This is a genomic window from Neisseria shayeganii (assembly GCF_014054965.1).
GTDB classification, from domain to species: Bacteria; Pseudomonadota; Gammaproteobacteria; order Burkholderiales; family Neisseriaceae; genus Eikenella; species Eikenella shayeganii.
Genome location: NZ_CP059567.1, coordinates 139,780 through 155,064, shown reverse-complemented (window position 1 = coordinate 155,064; position 15,285 = coordinate 139,780). Strand labels below are relative to the sequence as shown.

At 61.0% G+C, this 15,285-nt stretch carries 15 protein-coding genes; 6 read left to right on the top strand and 9 right to left on the bottom strand.

Annotated features, from left to right (window positions below):
• Positions 1-83: 83 nt before the first annotated feature.
• The 3 genes from H3L94_RS12180 to tsaE form a co-directional block, all read right to left on the bottom strand.
• Entirely contained in the window at positions 84-230 is a 147-nt protein-coding gene (locus H3L94_RS12180; protein WP_342355416.1) for a lipoprotein signal peptidase, read from the bottom strand.
• A gap of 67 nt (positions 231-297) precedes the next feature.
• Positions 298-1,578 (bottom strand): N-acetylmuramoyl-L-alanine amidase, encoded by a 1,281-nt coding sequence (locus H3L94_RS00690; RefSeq protein WP_182122259.1) that lies wholly within the window; start codon positions 1,576-1,578, stop codon positions 298-300.
• Positions 1,575-2,039 (bottom strand): tRNA (adenosine(37)-N6)-threonylcarbamoyltransferase complex ATPase subunit type 1 TsaE, encoded by a 465-nt coding sequence (tsaE, locus tag H3L94_RS00685; RefSeq protein ID WP_182122258.1) that lies wholly within the window; start codon positions 2,037-2,039, stop codon positions 1,575-1,577. The genes H3L94_RS00690 and tsaE overlap by 4 nt, the downstream gene beginning before the upstream one ends.
• A 165-nt stretch (positions 2,040-2,204) precedes the next feature.
• Between tsaE and recR the strand changes: the two genes are divergently transcribed.
• The 3 genes from recR to H3L94_RS00670 all read left to right on the top strand — a co-directional run bounded on the left by recR (position 2,205) and on the right by H3L94_RS00670 (position 4,551).
• Positions 2,205-2,819, top strand: a complete 615-nt coding sequence (gene recR, locus H3L94_RS00680; RefSeq protein WP_182122257.1) for a recombination mediator RecR — start codon at positions 2,205-2,207, stop codon at positions 2,817-2,819.
• A gap of 22 nt (positions 2,820-2,841) precedes the next feature.
• On the top strand, positions 2,842-3,354 hold the full coding sequence (locus H3L94_RS00675) for a protein disulfide oxidoreductase (protein ID WP_009119908.1): 513 nt from the start codon (positions 2,842-2,844) through the stop codon (positions 3,352-3,354).
• 189 nt (positions 3,355-3,543) lie between these two features.
• Positions 3,544-4,551: an IS5 family transposase gene (locus H3L94_RS00670; RefSeq protein WP_182122256.1), complete on the top strand. Its 1,008-nt coding sequence runs from the start codon at positions 3,544-3,546 to the stop codon at positions 4,549-4,551.
• 183 nt (positions 4,552-4,734) lie between these two features.
• On the opposite strand, the gene H3L94_RS12765 is transcribed toward H3L94_RS00670, so the two are convergent.
• The 6 genes from H3L94_RS12765 to H3L94_RS00640 form a co-directional block, all read right to left on the bottom strand.
• Positions 4,735-6,885 carry a calcium-binding protein gene (locus H3L94_RS12765; RefSeq protein WP_182122255.1) on the bottom strand — a complete coding sequence of 717 codons (2,151 nt, stop codon included), beginning with the start codon at positions 6,883-6,885 and terminating at the stop codon, positions 4,735-4,737.
• 209 nt (positions 6,886-7,094) lie between these two features.
• Positions 7,095-7,742 carry a dethiobiotin synthase gene (gene bioD, locus H3L94_RS00660; RefSeq protein ID WP_220457329.1) on the bottom strand — a complete coding sequence of 216 codons (648 nt, stop codon included), beginning with the start codon at positions 7,740-7,742 and terminating at the stop codon, positions 7,095-7,097.
• 5 nt (positions 7,743-7,747) lie between these two features.
• A complete protein-coding gene (locus H3L94_RS00655; RefSeq protein ID WP_182122253.1) occupies positions 7,748-8,494 on the bottom strand; it encodes a methyltransferase domain-containing protein in 747 nt (248 codons plus the stop codon).
• Entirely contained in the window at positions 8,491-9,660 is a 1,170-nt protein-coding gene (locus tag H3L94_RS00650) for an aminotransferase class I/II-fold pyridoxal phosphate-dependent enzyme (RefSeq protein WP_182122252.1), read from the bottom strand. The genes H3L94_RS00655 and H3L94_RS00650 overlap by 4 nt, the downstream gene beginning before the upstream one ends.
• The gene (gene bioA / locus H3L94_RS00645) at positions 9,657-10,937 is read right to left on the bottom strand and encodes an adenosylmethionine--8-amino-7-oxononanoate transaminase (RefSeq protein WP_182122251.1); all 1,281 of its coding nucleotides are present in this window, start codon (positions 10,935-10,937) and stop codon (positions 9,657-9,659) included. Before bioA ends, H3L94_RS00650 begins: the two co-directional genes overlap by 4 nt.
• Positions 10,938-10,954: 17 nt before the next feature.
• Positions 10,955-11,680 carry an alpha/beta fold hydrolase gene (locus H3L94_RS00640; protein ID WP_182122250.1) on the bottom strand — a complete coding sequence of 242 codons (726 nt, stop codon included), beginning with the start codon at positions 11,678-11,680 and terminating at the stop codon, positions 10,955-10,957.
• Between the two features lie 201 nt (positions 11,681-11,881).
• Between H3L94_RS00640 and H3L94_RS00635 the strand changes: the two genes are divergently transcribed.
• The 3 genes from H3L94_RS00635 to acpP all read left to right on the top strand — a co-directional run bounded on the left by H3L94_RS00635 (position 11,882) and on the right by acpP (position 15,282).
• Complete coding sequence (locus H3L94_RS00635; protein WP_182122249.1) at positions 11,882-12,604, top strand: Slam-dependent surface lipoprotein; 723 nt, start codon at positions 11,882-11,884, stop codon at positions 12,602-12,604.
• A 159-nt stretch (positions 12,605-12,763) separates the two neighbouring features.
• The gene (locus H3L94_RS00630; RefSeq protein WP_182122248.1) at positions 12,764-14,791 is read left to right on the top strand and encodes a prolyl oligopeptidase family serine peptidase; all 2,028 of its coding nucleotides are present in this window, start codon (positions 12,764-12,766) and stop codon (positions 14,789-14,791) included.
• A gap of 254 nt (positions 14,792-15,045) precedes the next feature.
• Positions 15,046-15,282 (top strand): acyl carrier protein, encoded by a 237-nt coding sequence (gene acpP, locus H3L94_RS00625; RefSeq protein WP_009119918.1) that lies wholly within the window; start codon positions 15,046-15,048, stop codon positions 15,280-15,282.
• The last annotated feature ends 3 nt before the right edge of the window (positions 15,283-15,285 follow it).

Sequence of the window (15,285 nt, the reverse complement as noted above, 5' to 3'; positions counted from 1 at the left end):
TTCTCTAAAAACCAACCCAAATGTCCATTAAGCCGCAATTGATGACACCGCTTCGCGGCAAGCAAACAGGCTACCTGAAACTTTCAGGTAGCCTGAGACCTTTGCAAAACCTCCAGATGTGGATGCAGTTCAAGGCGTAGCAGCGCAGCGAGCGCAGACATATCATATAGATAGGCAAGCGAGTGAGCAGCGCACAACGCAGAAATGCGCCGCAGATGGGGGTTTTGCAAAGGTCTCAGCCTGTTTTCATGTTGCCATGCGGTCAATCCGCCTCGGCAATGAAGGGCGTTGGCCGCCTCAACGCCTCGCCAACACCGCGTGGGCCAGATATTGCTTGGTGCCGGCGGCAATCGCGCGGGCGGCTTTTTTGCGGAATTCGCCGCTGGCCAGCAGCCGCTCCTCGGTGGGATTGGAAATAAACGCGGTTTCCACCAAAATCGACGGAATATCCGGCGCGCGCAACACGGCAAAACCGGCCTGATCCACATGGCCTTTGTGCAGGCGGTTGATCTTGCCCATTTCGTTGAGCACCGCTTTGCCGAGCTTCAAACTGTCGTTGATGGTGGCGGTCTGCACCAAATCGAGCAGGGTATTGTCCACTTGGCTGTTGCCGCTGCTGCGGATGCCGCCGATCAGGTCGGCCGCGTTTTGCGACTGCGCCAGCCGGCGGGCGGCCTCGCTGGTGGCGCGGCCGCGGCTGAGGGCGTACACGCCGGCGCCGCGCGGATTGGGCGTGGTAAAGGAATCGGCGTGAATGGAAATAAACACATCGGCCTTCTGGCTGCGCGCCTTGGCCACGCGCACGCGCAAGGGCAGGAACACGTCTTCGTTGCGCGTCATATACACCTGATAGCCCATGCGCTCCATTTCGCGGCGGGTTTCGCGGGCGATCGACAGCACCACGTCTTTCTCGCGCACGCCGCTGGGGCCGATGGCGCCCGGGTCTTCGCCGCCGTGGCCGGGGTCGAGCATGATCACCGGCTTGCGGTTGCGGGCGGTTTGGGCGGGCGGCGGGGTGTGCTGTACCGGCGGCACATGCGTCTGCGCGCTGGCTTCGGCGGTACCGTCGCTGCGGATTTTGCCGTTGCTGTAATCCTGCAAGAGCGCCATCAAGGGGTCGTTCTGCTCCTGCGCCAAAGCCACGGCCTGAGTGGGATACAGATCCACCACCAACCGGTGCTGGAAGTTGGCCACCGGCGGCAGCGCAAACACCTGCGGATTGACCGCGGTTTTCAAATCCATCACCACGCGGATGGTTTCGGGGTTGTACTGCCCCACGCGCACATTGTGGATATAGGGGTCGGTGCTCACCACTTTTTGCGACAGGCCCTGCAATACGCTGTTGAGGGTAGCGCCTTGGATATCCACCACCAAGCGGCGCGGGTTGTCGAGCGTGAAGTGCTTGTAGCGCACGGGCTGGGTGGATTCGATGGTGAGACGGGTGTAGGAATGGGCCGGCCAGATGCGCACGGCCACAAACTGCGGCGTGTTGCGCCCCCAGGCGGTGGCGGAGAGGCCGAGCAAGAGCAGGCCGGCGCTGCCGCCGAGAAACTGTCTGCGGGTAAAGGGAGAGTTCATATTGCCAAACTTTGTCTGCCGTTGTCGGTGAGGGCGGTGAGGGTGCACAGGCGGCCGCCGTCCTGCACGCTCAAGGCTACCTGAACATCGGGCGGCGGCGTGAATCCGCCGCCGTTTTGCGGCCATTCGATAAAGCGCAGGCCGGGTTGCTCGAACAAATCGTCCAAGCCCGCGTCTTCCCACTCCTCGGGCGACGTGAAACGGTAGAGGTCGAAATGGTGGATGTCGGTGCCGCCCACGCGGTAGCTTTCCACCAGCGCATAAGTGGGGCTTTTCACCGCGCCCTGATGGCCGAGACGGCGCAAGAGTGCGCGCACCAGCGTGGTTTTGCCGGCGCCCAAATCACCATCCAGCCACACCGTAAGCGGCGCCTGCAAATGCGGCGCCCAGCGTTCGGCCAGCGCATCGGCGGCGGCTTCGTTTTCCAGAAAAATGCGGAAGGTATCGGCTTGTTTGTCCATAGGGGCGGATTATGCTTGCCGCCGCGCCAAATGCCAAGCCGGCCGGCCGCGCCCGCCGGCGCTTTTGCGCGTTTTTAACATTCGCCGCCGCCCATTCAGGTAGCCTGCAGCGGCCAAACAGGTATAGTAAAATGCCCACTTTGCCCGCCAGCCGCTTTCCACGCCATGAGCCGTAAAAAATCCGACGCCTTCGGCCGCCTCACCGACGCCCTCAAAATATTGCCCAATGTCGGCCCCAAATCCGCCCGCCGCATGGCTTACGAACTGTTGCGCCACAAGCGCGACGGCGCCGCCGAGCTGGCCGCCGCCCTGCAGCACGCCCTGACCGCCGTGCAGCACTGCCGCCTGTGCAACACCTTTTGCGAAGGCGAATTGTGTGCCATTTGCGCCGACCAAAACCGCGACCCGCGCCGCCTGATGATTGTCCACCTGCCCGCCGACGTGGCCGGCATGGAAGCCGCCAACTGCCACGACGGCCTCTATTTCGTGCTGATGGGGCAGATCAGCCCCGCGCAGGGCATGGACCTGCAACACATCGCGCTCGACAAACTGGTGGCGCGGCTGCAAAACAGCCCGGTGGAAGAAGTCATCATCGCCACCGCCTTCACCCCCGAAGGCAACGCCACCGCCTATGTGTTGGCCGAGCTGTTCAAAACCCTGCCCTACCGCGTCAGCCGGCTGGCCCACGGCATGCCCTTGGGCAGCGAACTGGAATACATCGACGCCGGCACGCTCGCCCAATCCGTGTACGAACGCAAACTGCTCAAAGAAGCCGAATAACAAACCGTTTTCAGGTAGCCCGATGAAGCCCGCCCGCCCAAAATCCCTGCGCTACTGGCTGCGCCAAGCCAGCCAAACCCTGCTGCTGATCTTTGCCGTGATGTGGCTGTTCGACTGGTGGCGCGCCCCCGTTTTGCCCGCCGATGCCGACCAAACCCTGCACACCGCCGACGGCCGTGCCCTCAACCCCGCCGAACTCAGCCGGCAAGAGCCGGTAGTGCTGTATTTCTGGGGCAGCTGGTGCGGCATCTGCCGCCACACCTCGCCCGCCATCGAACAGCTGCGCCAAGACGGCGTGCGCGTGCTCAGCATCGCCACCGCCTCCGGCAGCGAGGCCGACATCGCAGGCTACCTGAAACAGCACGGCTGGCAGTTTCCCGCCGTGGCCGACCCGCAAGGCCGCCTGGCCGCCGCCTGGCAAATCAAAGCCTTCCCCACCATCGTCATCCTGCGCCACGGCAAAATCCGCCACAGCACCAGCGGCATCAGCAGCTACTACGGCCTCAAAGCCCGCCTGGCCTGGGCGGCTTGGTAGCCCTGGCACAGCAACACTGCGCCCCTCATACAATCTCCACACAAATAAACAGCACTTCATGGTAAATGAAGTGCTGTTTCTGCTCGACTATTACTTTCAGGTAGCCTCAGGCTGAGACCTTTGCAAAACACCCCCAAATCCTCTACATTCCCCACCCATCCGGCCCAAGGAATGCAGAGGATTTGCTTCATGAGCAGCTTTTTACACACCGACGCCCTCCACCACATCGAAAAACATCTCGACCGCTTCCCGCTTATCAAGCTCGACCGCATACTCGACTGGACACACATCGAACAATACCTTACCGGCCGCAAAACCCGCTACGTGCGCGACAATGGTGGCCGTCCCGCCTATCCTGTGCTCTCCATGTTCAAAGCCATCCTGCTCGGCCAATGGCACAGCCTTTCCGACCCCGAACTCGAATACAGCCTCATCACCCGCATCGATTTCCAACTCTTCTGTCGCTTCGACGACTTTTGCATTCCCGACCACAGCACCCTTTGCCGTTTCCGCAACTGGCTGGCACAAGACAACACCTTGGCCGAACTACTGGATCTGATTAACCGCCAACTGACTGACCAGGGCTTAAAAGTAGAAAAAGCATCCGCCGCCATCGTTGACGCCACCATTATTCAGACGGCCGGCGGCAAACAGCGTCAGGCCATCGAAGTGGATGACGAAGGCGTTGTCTGTGGCGAAACCACCCCCAGCAAAGACCCGGATGCCCGTTGGATCAAAAAAGACGGCCGCTTCCATCTGGGCTACAAACAACACACCCGCACCGATGCGGACGGCTATATCGAGAAACTGCACATCACCCCGGCCAACGCCCATGAGTGCAAACACCTGCTGCCTTTGTTGGCAGGCTTGGCCCAAGAGACGACGGTTTATGCCGATAAAGGCTACGACAGCATGGAAAACCGGCAACATTTGGAAAAACATCAGCTGCGGGACGGCATCATGCAAAAAGCACACCGTGGCCGACCGTTAAGCCAAGAGCAGAAAATCCGCAACGGCCGGCTGGCGAAAGTGCGCTATGTGGTGGAACAAAGCTTCGGTACGTTGCACCGCAAATTCCGCCATGCCCGGGCAGCCTATTTTGGTCTGCGCAAAGTGAGTGCACAAAGCCACCTGAAAGCGATATGTGTGAACCTGTTGAAAGCAGCCAACAGGCTCAGTGTGCCTGTCGCTGCCTAAAGGGCAGCGGATTGTCTAAAAAACAGGCAATCCGTAGAGGAGAACAGGGAAGTTTGGCCAAAAAGCGATGAAAATATCCGAAACCATAGGCTACGGTTTCGGATGCTGGGTGAGGCCAAATTTTGCAAAGGTCTCAGGCTACCTGAAAGCTGTTGCAAACACGGGCGCGGTTTACATTAGGCTTTAAATCAGGCTGAAACTGGTATGGTCGAGCTGGTTCAATCCACTGCCCTGCAGGGTGGCGAAGTGGACGGCGGCGGCACTGCCGTTGCCGTCGGCGTCGTAGTACAACTTGCCGTCGGCTTGGTTGAACAGAATGCGCTGGCTGCTGTTGGTGGCACTGCTGCCCAGGCCGAATTCGGCTGCTTCGATGCTGTTGCCCAGGCCGCTGAAGATGGCTTTGCCTAAGGCCAGCAGGTCGGTGCCGCGGCTGAAGTCTTTTACGGTATCTACGTTGCTGCTGTTTAAGGCGCTGTCGAAGACGAAGGTGTCTTTGCCGGCACCGCCGTAGAGGATGTCTTTGCCGGCGCCGCCGTAGAGCACATCGTTGTTGTGCTCGCCGTAAAGGGTATCGTTGCCGTCGCCGCCCCACAGCCGGTCGTCGCCCCAGCCGCCACCGAGCAGGTCGTTGCCGCTGTTACCGTATAAACGGTCGTTGCCGCTGCCGCCGAAGAGGCGGTCGTTGTTATGCTCGCCGTAGAGGACGTCGTTGCCTTTGTCGCCCCACATGTGGTCGTCGCCCCAGCCGCCGGTGAGGACGTCGTTGCCGTCGCCGCCGTAGAGTTTGTCGTTGCCGCTGTTGCCGTAGAGTTTGTCGTTGCCGGCTTCGCCGTAGAGCATGTCGTCGTTGTGCTCACCGTAAATGGTGTCGTTGCCGGCACCGCCCCACAGCCGGTCGTAGCCCCAGCCGCCGCTGAGGAGATCATGGCCGTTGTTGCCGTAGAGGATGTCGTTGCCGCTGTCGCCGTAGAGCTTGTCGTCGTCGTGTTCGCCGTAGAGGGTATCGTTGCCTTCGCCGCCCCACAGTTGGTCTTTGCCCCAGCCGCCGCTGAGCAGGTCGTCGTCGGCGTGACCGTAGAGTTTGTCGTGGCCGCTTTGGCCGTTGATGATGTCGCGGCCAAAGCTGCCGTTGAGGGTGTCGTGGTTGGCGGTGCCGTTGATCAGATAGGGCTTGAGGAAGTCGGCGGCCTGCAGGATGCTGCCGTCGGCAAATTTGATGGCCTCAATACCGTCCAAATCATTGTCATATTGCCACCGTACCGTGATTTGATTGCCGTCGGCGGTATCGATCAGCAGATCGTTTTGTTCCTCTCCACTGCCGCGGCTGAAACGGACATCGGCTCGTTGGTAGCGGGTGAATTCGATGCGGTCGGAACCATCCTCATTCCAAATCTCATCAGTCCAAATTTCATCCCGACCGAAGGCGGCACCGAAGCGGTAGGTGTCGTTGCCGCCTCCGCCATGCAGCTCGTCATCGCCGCTACCGCCATCGATTATGTCGTCGCCCTCGCCGGCAAGGAGAATATCGTTACCGTCTCCACCTTCCAAAACATCGTTGCCATCATCACCACCCAACACATCATTGCCCTGACCGCCTCGAAGAATGTCGTCACCTCGGTAACCGTAGAGGAAATCATCGCCGTTTTGGCCGTTTAAAACGTCATGGAAGCGGCTGCCGTGCAATTTGCCGCTGCCGTTGATGTGCTGGACGTTCGGTTGCTCGAATTGGACCCAAATGTCTTCCAAGTTCAGCTCGGTTCGATCGGTAAACTGGATGCTTTCAATGCGGCGGGCCGCTTGGTCAAAAAAAGATTCCACATGTACGATGTCGTTGCTACCTGCCACCAGCAGTAATTCCCCGTATTCCCTTTGGATGGCGATCTGATCGCGCCGGTGGGCGGTAAATTCGATGCGGTCATGGCCTTCTAATTCCGCTATCTCGTCCAAACCAAACGCGGCATCAAATAGGTAGGTATCATTACCTCTGCCACCGTCAGCCTCATCATCGCCGCGGCCGCCATAGAGCTTGTCATCGCCATCTCCGCCGGCCAAATAATCATCACCATCCTCACCGTAAAGCTCATCATTCCCACCGTAGCCATAAATATGATCTCTATCCCCGCCGCCATAGAGTTTGTCGTTACCGTATCCTCCATATAGCCAATCTCTTCCGCCATAGCCGTAAATTTCGTCATCTTCAGAATCGCCGCTCAAATGGTTTGTTCCATTGTCTCCACGAATAATTTTGCTCTGAGCCTGAGCCGACAAACGGCTGCTTTGCAAGGCGACCTGATGGAACAATTCTTCGCTGGCGCTTGGGGCTTTCAGTTTCATAACGTTTTCTCCTAAATAAAATGAGCGATGGCTGCCCGGCTAATCATAGATGGTATGGGTATTTTCACGCCCAAACCCGTTCAGTTGTACTGGACTCCAGGCATATTATCCATTTAAGGACCATACCAGATAGGCAGTTAAAAATGGGATAACTCGTCCATGGTTAATAGGCTTTCAGGTAGCCTCACTCAGGCTACCTGAAAAGGTGGTTACCGCTCCGGCAGGCAGGGAATGTCCCACCAGGCGGCCTGCGGGAAATGCCGTTTCAGGTAGCCTTGCAGATAAGCGTGGGTGTTTTGGTGGATGGTTTCGTCTTGGCTGCGGAAAAACGGATTGTAGGCCACGCCGGCCAGGGGGATGCCGCGGTGGCGCAGGGCTTCGAGACTGAGCAGGGTGTGGTTGATGCTGCCGAGTTTGCCGCTGCTCACCAAAATCACCGGCCACTGCTTCTCGCGCACCCAGTCGATTTGCAGATAATCTTCCCGCAGCGGCACCAGCAGGCCGCCGGCGCCTTCTACCAAAACGGTGTCGTAACGCTGCTGCAAGACGGCGAGGGAATGGTCGATGGCGGCGAAGTCGATGGCGCGGCCGGCCAGCTCGGCGGCCAGATGGGGGGAGCAGGGGTAGGGGAACATCTGCGGCATGGTGAGCTTGTCGCGGTCTTCGACCAACAGCCCGCAGCCCATGATGGCGCGGTGGCGGAGGATGTCGTCCGCCAGATCCGTGCAGCCGGTTTGCACCGGTTTGTGGGTGATGACGCGGCCGCCGGCTTGGGCGATGCGGGCGGCGAGATAGCCGGTGGCCACGGTTTTGCCGGCATCGGTGTCGATGCCGCCGATAAAGTAGGTGCCGTGCAGATGCTTCATTTTTTCCTCGCCAACAGCAAAAGGGGATGGTAGGTAAGCGGCACGCCGGCACCACTGCCGAAGCGTGCTGTGTAATCGGCCTCAAACGCCCGCAACTGCCGCCGGCTCCACGGGGTGCGCTGCACGCCGGAAACGCCGGTGTGGCGCATGTGGGCCAATACCATAGACGGCTGCGCAAAAACCAGGCGGCGCAGCGTTTGCTGCGTGCACACGATGTCGAACTGCGGCGCCAGCCAATCGCAGTATTGCTCGAGGGAGTAGTAAGTCAGGCCGATGCCGGTGAGGGCTTTGGTTTCGGCGTAGTGCTGCGGGCCGAAGCTGGAGAGCACCAGCCAGCCGCCGCGTTTGAGGCTGTCGGCGCAACGGCCCAGCAAACGAGGCAAATCGTTGGCCCATTGCACGGCGGAGGCGGATACCACGGCGTCCAAATCCTGCGGCAGCGCCACGCTTTCCATATCGCCTGCCAGAAAACGGGCGCAGCCGGCGGGAAACAGCGCGGTCAAGCCGGCCGACTGGCGGCACAAATCGTTGAGGTACACGTTTTCCAGCCCAATCAGGCCGGCCAAACGGCGGGTGAGGTTGCCGGTGCCGCAACCCAGCTCGAGCAGGCGGCCGGCCTGCGGCCGCTGCCGCTGCCATTGGGCAAACAGCTCCGCGCTGATGTCGGCCTGCACGGCGGCATGGGCATCATAAGAGGCAAAGGATTTTTCAAAACGGCTTTTTACCAAATCGGGGCAAATCATAGCGCCTCCGCCAGCCTGGCCACGGTTTCTTCATCCAAAGCCGCGCTCAGGCTGAAGCGCACCCGCGCCTGATGGTTGGGCACGGTGGGCGGACGGACGGCGGCGGCGTAAAAGCCGTGCCGCATCAGCTCGGCGGCTTTGTCCAAAGCCGATTGGTTGGTACCGGTAATCAGCGGCACGATGTGCGAGGTGGAGGGGCAAACGCCGTATTTTTCGCACACGGCATCGGCCAAGCGGCTGCTGATGGCGGCCAGATGGCGGCGGCGCTCGTGCAAAGCAGGCAGGCGGCGCAGCACGAAATCGGTCCACGCCGCATTGAGGGGCGGCAAGGCGGTGCTGAAAATCAGCGGCCGCACGTGGTTCACCACATAACGGCGCACCAAGTCGCTGCAAATCAGGTAGCCGCCCACTGAGCCGACGGCCTTGCCGAAAGTGCCGACCAAAAAATCGATCTCACTAATGCAGCCGGCCGCTTCGGCACAACCTAGCCCTTTTGCGCCGCGCACGCCGACGGCATGGGCTTCGTCCACATACAGCGCCACGTTGGCATATTGGCGTTTGAAACGTACCAGTTGCGCCAGATCGGCTTCGTCGCCGTCCATGCTGAAAATGCTTTCGGTCACGATCACGATGCGTTCGTAATCGCGGTGGTGGCGCGCGAGCAGGTCGGCCAAATGCGCCATGTCGTTGTGGCGGTAGCGGCGGAACGGGGCTTTCGACAGCAATATGCCGTCCACCATGCTGGCGTGCACCAGTTTGTCGGCCAACACCAGCGTGTGCGGGCCGCCGGCCAAAGCCGCCAACAAGCCCTGGTTCATTTGATAGCCGCTGGTAAAGCCGACGGCGGCGGGCGCTTGAAACAACTCGGTCAGCGTGTGTTCCAAGCGCCGGTGGGCAGGCGCATGGCCGGCCAGCAGCTGGGAAGCGGAGGCGGACGGCAAACGCTCTTCGGGCGGCGTTTGCGCCCAAAACTCGGCCAGCCACTCGGTGTCGGCGCCGATGCCCAGATAGTCGTTGCCGGCCAGATTCACCAGGCGCCGCCCCTGATGCCGCACATAAACGCCCTGCCGCGCCAAAGGCTGCAGCCGTCTTTGATTGTGTGCCGCCTCTTTTTCCGCCATGCGGCCGGCCAACCAGGCCTGCCAGCTTTTAGGTAGCCTGTTCATAGTTCGGCCACCAGCTTAAGGGTTTGCGCCACTAAATCATCCAACTGTTCGTTGCTGATCACATAAGGCGGCATCAGATACACCAAACGCCCGAACGGCCGCAGCCATACGCCCAATTGCGGCAGCAGGCGCTGCACCTTATCCATATCCGCCGCGCGGGTAAGCTCCACCACGCCGATGGCGCCCAACACACGCACATCGGCTACCTGAACGCAGGCACGCGCCGCCTGCAGTCCCTGCAAACGGCCTTCGATGCGGCGGATATTCGCCTGCCAGTCTTGCGACAGCAGCAAGCGGGTGGACGCCAGCGCCACCGCGCAAGCCAGCGGGTTGGCCATAAAGGTGGGGCCGTGCATAAACACACCGCCGCCCGCGCTGATGCCTTCGGCCACCTGCCGCGTGGCCAGCACCGCCGACAGCGTCATATAACCGCCGGTGAGCGCCTTGCCGATGCACATGATGTCTGGCTGCACGCCGGCATGCTCCCAGGCAAACAGGCGGCAGATGCGGCCGAAGCCGGTGGCGATTTCGTCGAACACCAGCAAAATATCGTGCTCGCGGCACAAAGCCGCCAAACCGCGCAGGTATTCGGGGTGATAAAAAAACATCCCGCCCGCGCCCTGCACCACCGGCTCGATGATGAACGCCGCAATCTCGCCGCCGTGGCAGGCAAACAGGCGGCGCACCGGATCCAAATCCTCTTCGCGCCACGCTTCGCCGAAACGCACCTTAGGCGCATCGGCAAACAGGCGCTGCGGCAGGCTGCTGCCGAAAATGTGGTGCATGCCGTTTACCGGATCGCACACCGACATCGCATTCCAGGTATCGCCGTGGTAGCCGCTGCGCACGGTGGCGATATTGTTTTTCTGCGGCCGCCCTACGCCCGCCCAATACTGCACCGCCATTTTCAGCGCCACTTCCACCGCCACCGAGCCGGAATCGGCATAAAAGATTTTGTCCATCTGCGGCGGCGCAATCGAGAGCAGCTGCTCGCCCAATTCGATGGCCGGCCGGTGGGTGAGTCCGCCGAACATGATGTGCGACATCTCGGCCAGCTGGTCTTGCACCGCCTGATTGAGCACGGGATGGTTGTAGCCGTGGATGGCGCACCACCAGGAAGACATGCCGTCAATCAGGCGCGTGCCGTCTTGCAGCTCGATTTCCGCGCCTTGCGCCCGTTTGACCAACAAGGCGGGCAGCGGGCGGGTCATGGACGTGTAGGGATGCCAGAGATGGTGTTGGTCGAATTGGAGCGGGTTCACAGCGGAGTTCGGCATGGATTTGTTTCGGCAGATTAAGGGATTAAAAAAGCATGCACCGCCTCGGCGCAGGCTTGGGCACGGGTGAGCGGCAGCAGATGGCCGGCACCGGCCAACAGCCGCACCTGCACATCGGGCCGCTGCGGCAGACGGGCCGCCACCGCGGCGGAGTCGAAGAGTACATCATTTTCGCCCAAGAGGTGCAGCTGCGGCACAGACAAACGGTGCAGACAATCGAAAGTATCCAGCCGCGCCAGCCAGCCCAAATGCCGCAAATTCACTGCCGCCTGCCCTTCGCCTTCGGGCACGCGGGCGCGCACCTCGCGCACGATTTGCCGCAGCTGCGGACTGTCGTCGCCCATGCCCGCCAAAGCGGCAAACTGCGCCACATTGTGCTCGGGCTGCGCTTCCTGCCGGCGCACAAAACGCGCAAACACCTCCGCCGCCATGCCGCCCGCCCAATCTTCATCGGCGCAAAACTTGGGGCTGGAAGCTAAGGTCACCAGCCGGCAGCCCGCCGCCTGAGCCAGCAAAGCCGCCAACTGGCCGCCCAAAGACCAGCCCAACACCACATCGTCCGCACCCAAAGCATATTGCCGGCACACCGCTTCCAGCGCCGCCGCCAAGTCCTCATCCTGCGGCAGCGGCAGCGGTATCGGCAGCGCCGCATAACCTTCATCCTGCAAAGCCGCCGCCAAATCACACAGCGGATAATCGCCCAAGGCAAAACCGCCCAACATCAGAATACGCCGCTTGATCACATCTCTTTCCTTTCACGCCAAACAAAACCGCTCTTTCAGGTAGCCTGTTGCCCGAAACCGCATCGCAGGCTACCTGAAAGCCTCTATAACAAGTTTTTCCTGCCGCGGCAAACCCCGCCTGTTTTGGGCGGCGCGTGATACACTAAGACCGCCTCCGGGCACACTCGAAATCTACCAAAACATTACATTAGGAGTTTCACCATGCAAAAACGTCACTTACCGGCCCTCATCGCCCTTTCCGCCTTAGCCTTGTCCGCCTGCGGCAGCAGCGGCGGGGGCAGCAATAATGCCTTCCACAACGGCGGCAACCCGCCCAATCCCGGTGCCAACACCCCCGTGGTCAGCGGCCAACTGCTCACCGTTAATCCAAACGGCTCGCCCCGAGGCACCGCCCCCGTCACCTACACCGATGACATCAACAAAATCACCATCGCCGGCCAAACCATCGAACTCCTGCCGCCGGGCATCAGCAGCGGCATCATGGTGACATTAAACGACCGGAATATGCAGCGCACCATCGGCACCAACCTGACCCACGCCCGCTGGGGCTACCTGAAGCAGACCAGCCAAACCGAAGGCTATGTCTTCGCACACGGTAAATCGACCGAGCAAATGCCCACCAATAACGGCATGGTCAAATACCAAGGCTACTCCGTACACCGTGGCCACACGCCCAGCACCGCCGTACAAGGCACCGCCAACTTCAATGTGGACTTCGCCAACAAAACCCTCACCGGCACCGTCTCCCCCAGCGGCGTCTCCCCAATTAACTTGCAAGCCACCATCAGCGGCAACACCTTCTCCGGCAACCACAACGGCGTGCAAACCAACGGCGGTTTCTACGGCAAAGACGCAGCCGAACTGGCCGGCGTGTACCGCAGCCAAGGCCAATTCAGCGGTGCCTTCGGTGCCAAAAAACAATAAGCCCGTTCCCCTCCGCCCACACCCGCTGCCGCCCGCAGCGGGTGTTTTTCATCCCATCTTCAAAATCGGCTTTCAGGTAGCCTGAACCCCTCCACAAAGCTATGATGGCGCCCTCCTGCCGATTCAGGCTACCTGAAACCCTTTCCCGCTTATGATGCCATGACCCCGCACGACGACCCCTACCGCCATTTCGAACAACTGGCCCACCCCGACACCGAAGCCTTTGCCGAAGCCGAACACCGCCGCACGCAAAGCTGGTTGGAACAACAGCCCGACTACGCCGCCCTGCGCCAAGACATTCTTACCATGCTGCAGGACGAAAAACAGATTCCGTTCTGCCAGGAACACCGCGCGCGCATGTACCACTTCCACCTGAGCGCCGAGTTTCCCAAAGGCGTGTACCGCGTCTGCTCCGCCGCTTCCTACCGCGCCGGCCTGCCCGAATGGGAAGTGCTGTTTTCGGTGGCCGATTTCGACGACATTTTGGGCGCCGACGTTTATCTGGAAGGCGTGTCGCACCATGTGGAAAACCCGGAACGCGCCCTGCTCTTTCTCAGCCCCGACGGCGGCGATGCCTGCTTCACGGTAGAGTTCGACTTGGCCGCACGGCAAATTGTGGCAAACGGCTTCCACTTTCCCGCCGGCAAAAACCACATCGCCTGGCGCGATGCCGACAGCGTGTGGGTGTGTCCCGCCTGGGACGAGCGCCAGCTCACCGCTTCGGGCTACCCGCGCGAAGTGTGGCTGATGCGGCGCGGCCAAAGTTTCGAAGAAGCGCAGCCGGTGTTGCAGACGCCGGCCGAATCGGTGTTGGTGCACGCCTGGCGTTATCTGGACGGCCAAGGCGCGCCCATCGACCTCATCGAAGAAGCCAGCGGCTTTTTCAGCAAACAGTATTATCAGGTGGATGCCGAGGGCACACCGCGGCCCTTGGGGCTACCTGAAAACTGCGAAGTGGTCGGCTATTTGGGCGGCCAGCTTTTGGTGCAGCTGCGCGACGGCTGGACGCGCGCCAACCGCCGCTATGCCGCCGGCAGCCTGCTGGCGGTGAAGCTGAACAAAGGCGTGCTGGGCGAAGCCTGCTGCCTGTTCGAGCCGCAACACGGGCAGTCGGTGGAGAGCGTGGAAACCACCAAGCGCTTTGTGGTGGCCAGCCTGCTCGACAATGTTTCAGGTAGCCTGAGGGCCTGGCGCTTCCGCAACGGCAACTGGGAAGCGGTCGAGCAGCTGCCCGCCCTGCCCTCGGGCGCGCTGGAGCTGACCGACCAGCCGTGGGGCGGCGACGTGCTGTATATCGCCGCCAGCGATTTCCTCACCCCGCTCACCCTCTACAGCCTCGATTTGCAGCGCATGGAACTGTGCGTGCTGCGCCGCCAGCAACCGCAGTTCGACCCCGCCGGCCTGGCCGTTCAGCAACACTGGGCCGCCTCCGCCGACGGCACCGCCGTGCCCTATTACCACATCGGCAGCGGCCGGACGGACGCCCCCACCATCGTCTATGCCTACGGCGGCTTCGGCGTGCCCGAGCTGCCGCATTACCTCGGCACCATCGGCCGCCACTGGCTGGCTCGAGGCGGCGCCTTCGTGCTGGCCAATCTGCGCGGCGGCGGTGAATTCGGCCCGCAATGGCATGCCGCCGCCCAAGGTGCGGCACGCAAACACAAAAGCGTGGACGACCTGTTGGCCGTGGCCGCCGATCTGGCCGAACGGCAGCTGGCCCGCCCCGAACGCATCGCCCTGCAAGGCGGCAGCAACGGCGGCCTGATTACCGCCGCCGCCTACTGCCGCGCCCCCGAGCGCATCGGCGCGCTGGTGTGCGAAGTGCCGCTTACCGACATGCTGCGCTACCCCCTGCTCTCCGCCGGCGCTTCTTGGCTGGAAGAATACGGCGATCCGGCTGACAGCGCCGATGCAGGCTACCTGAAAGCCCTGTCGCCCTACCACAATATCGCCGCCGGCCGCCCCTATCCGCCCGCCCTGATCACCACCCACCTCAGCGACGACCGCGTGCACCCCGCCCACGCCTTGAAGTTCCACGCCCGTCTGCAGGAAAACGGCGCCCCTTCCCGCCTCTACGCCCCCGCCACCGGCGGCCACACCGGCAACGCCTCGCAGGAAGAAACCGCCGCCGAACTGGCCGCGGTGCTGGTTTTTCTGCGCCACGCCTTGGGCAAGCCGGCAAAATAATTGCCCAATAATCTGTTTTTAAACATGATTTTCAATTATTTGCAAACCAGGTACGCTGTGCTAATATGCGCGCCATCGGTCGGGCGGCACAGTCTCTGGCCAACGGCCTTTGCCGTCACGGCGGGCAGGCGGCACAGCCGCTGCAGGAAATGGATAGAAAACTCTAGCCAAATCCGTTACAATGGCGCCGCTTGAAACAGCCCGATTATTTATTTTTATTTCATCCGTTTTGATTAAGGACAAGGAATCACACAATGGACAACATCGAACAACGCGTGAAGACCATCGTTGCCGAACAACTGGGTAAAAGCGAAAGCGAAGTGAAAAACGAATCTTCTTTCAGCGAAGATTTGGGTGCCGACTCTCTGGACGTGGTAGAGCTGGTAATGGCTTTGGAAGAAGCTTTCGGCGTAGATATCCCCGATGAAGAGGCCGAGAAAATCACCACCGTTCAACAAGCCATCGATTTCGTTACCGCACACGCCGGCTAATCC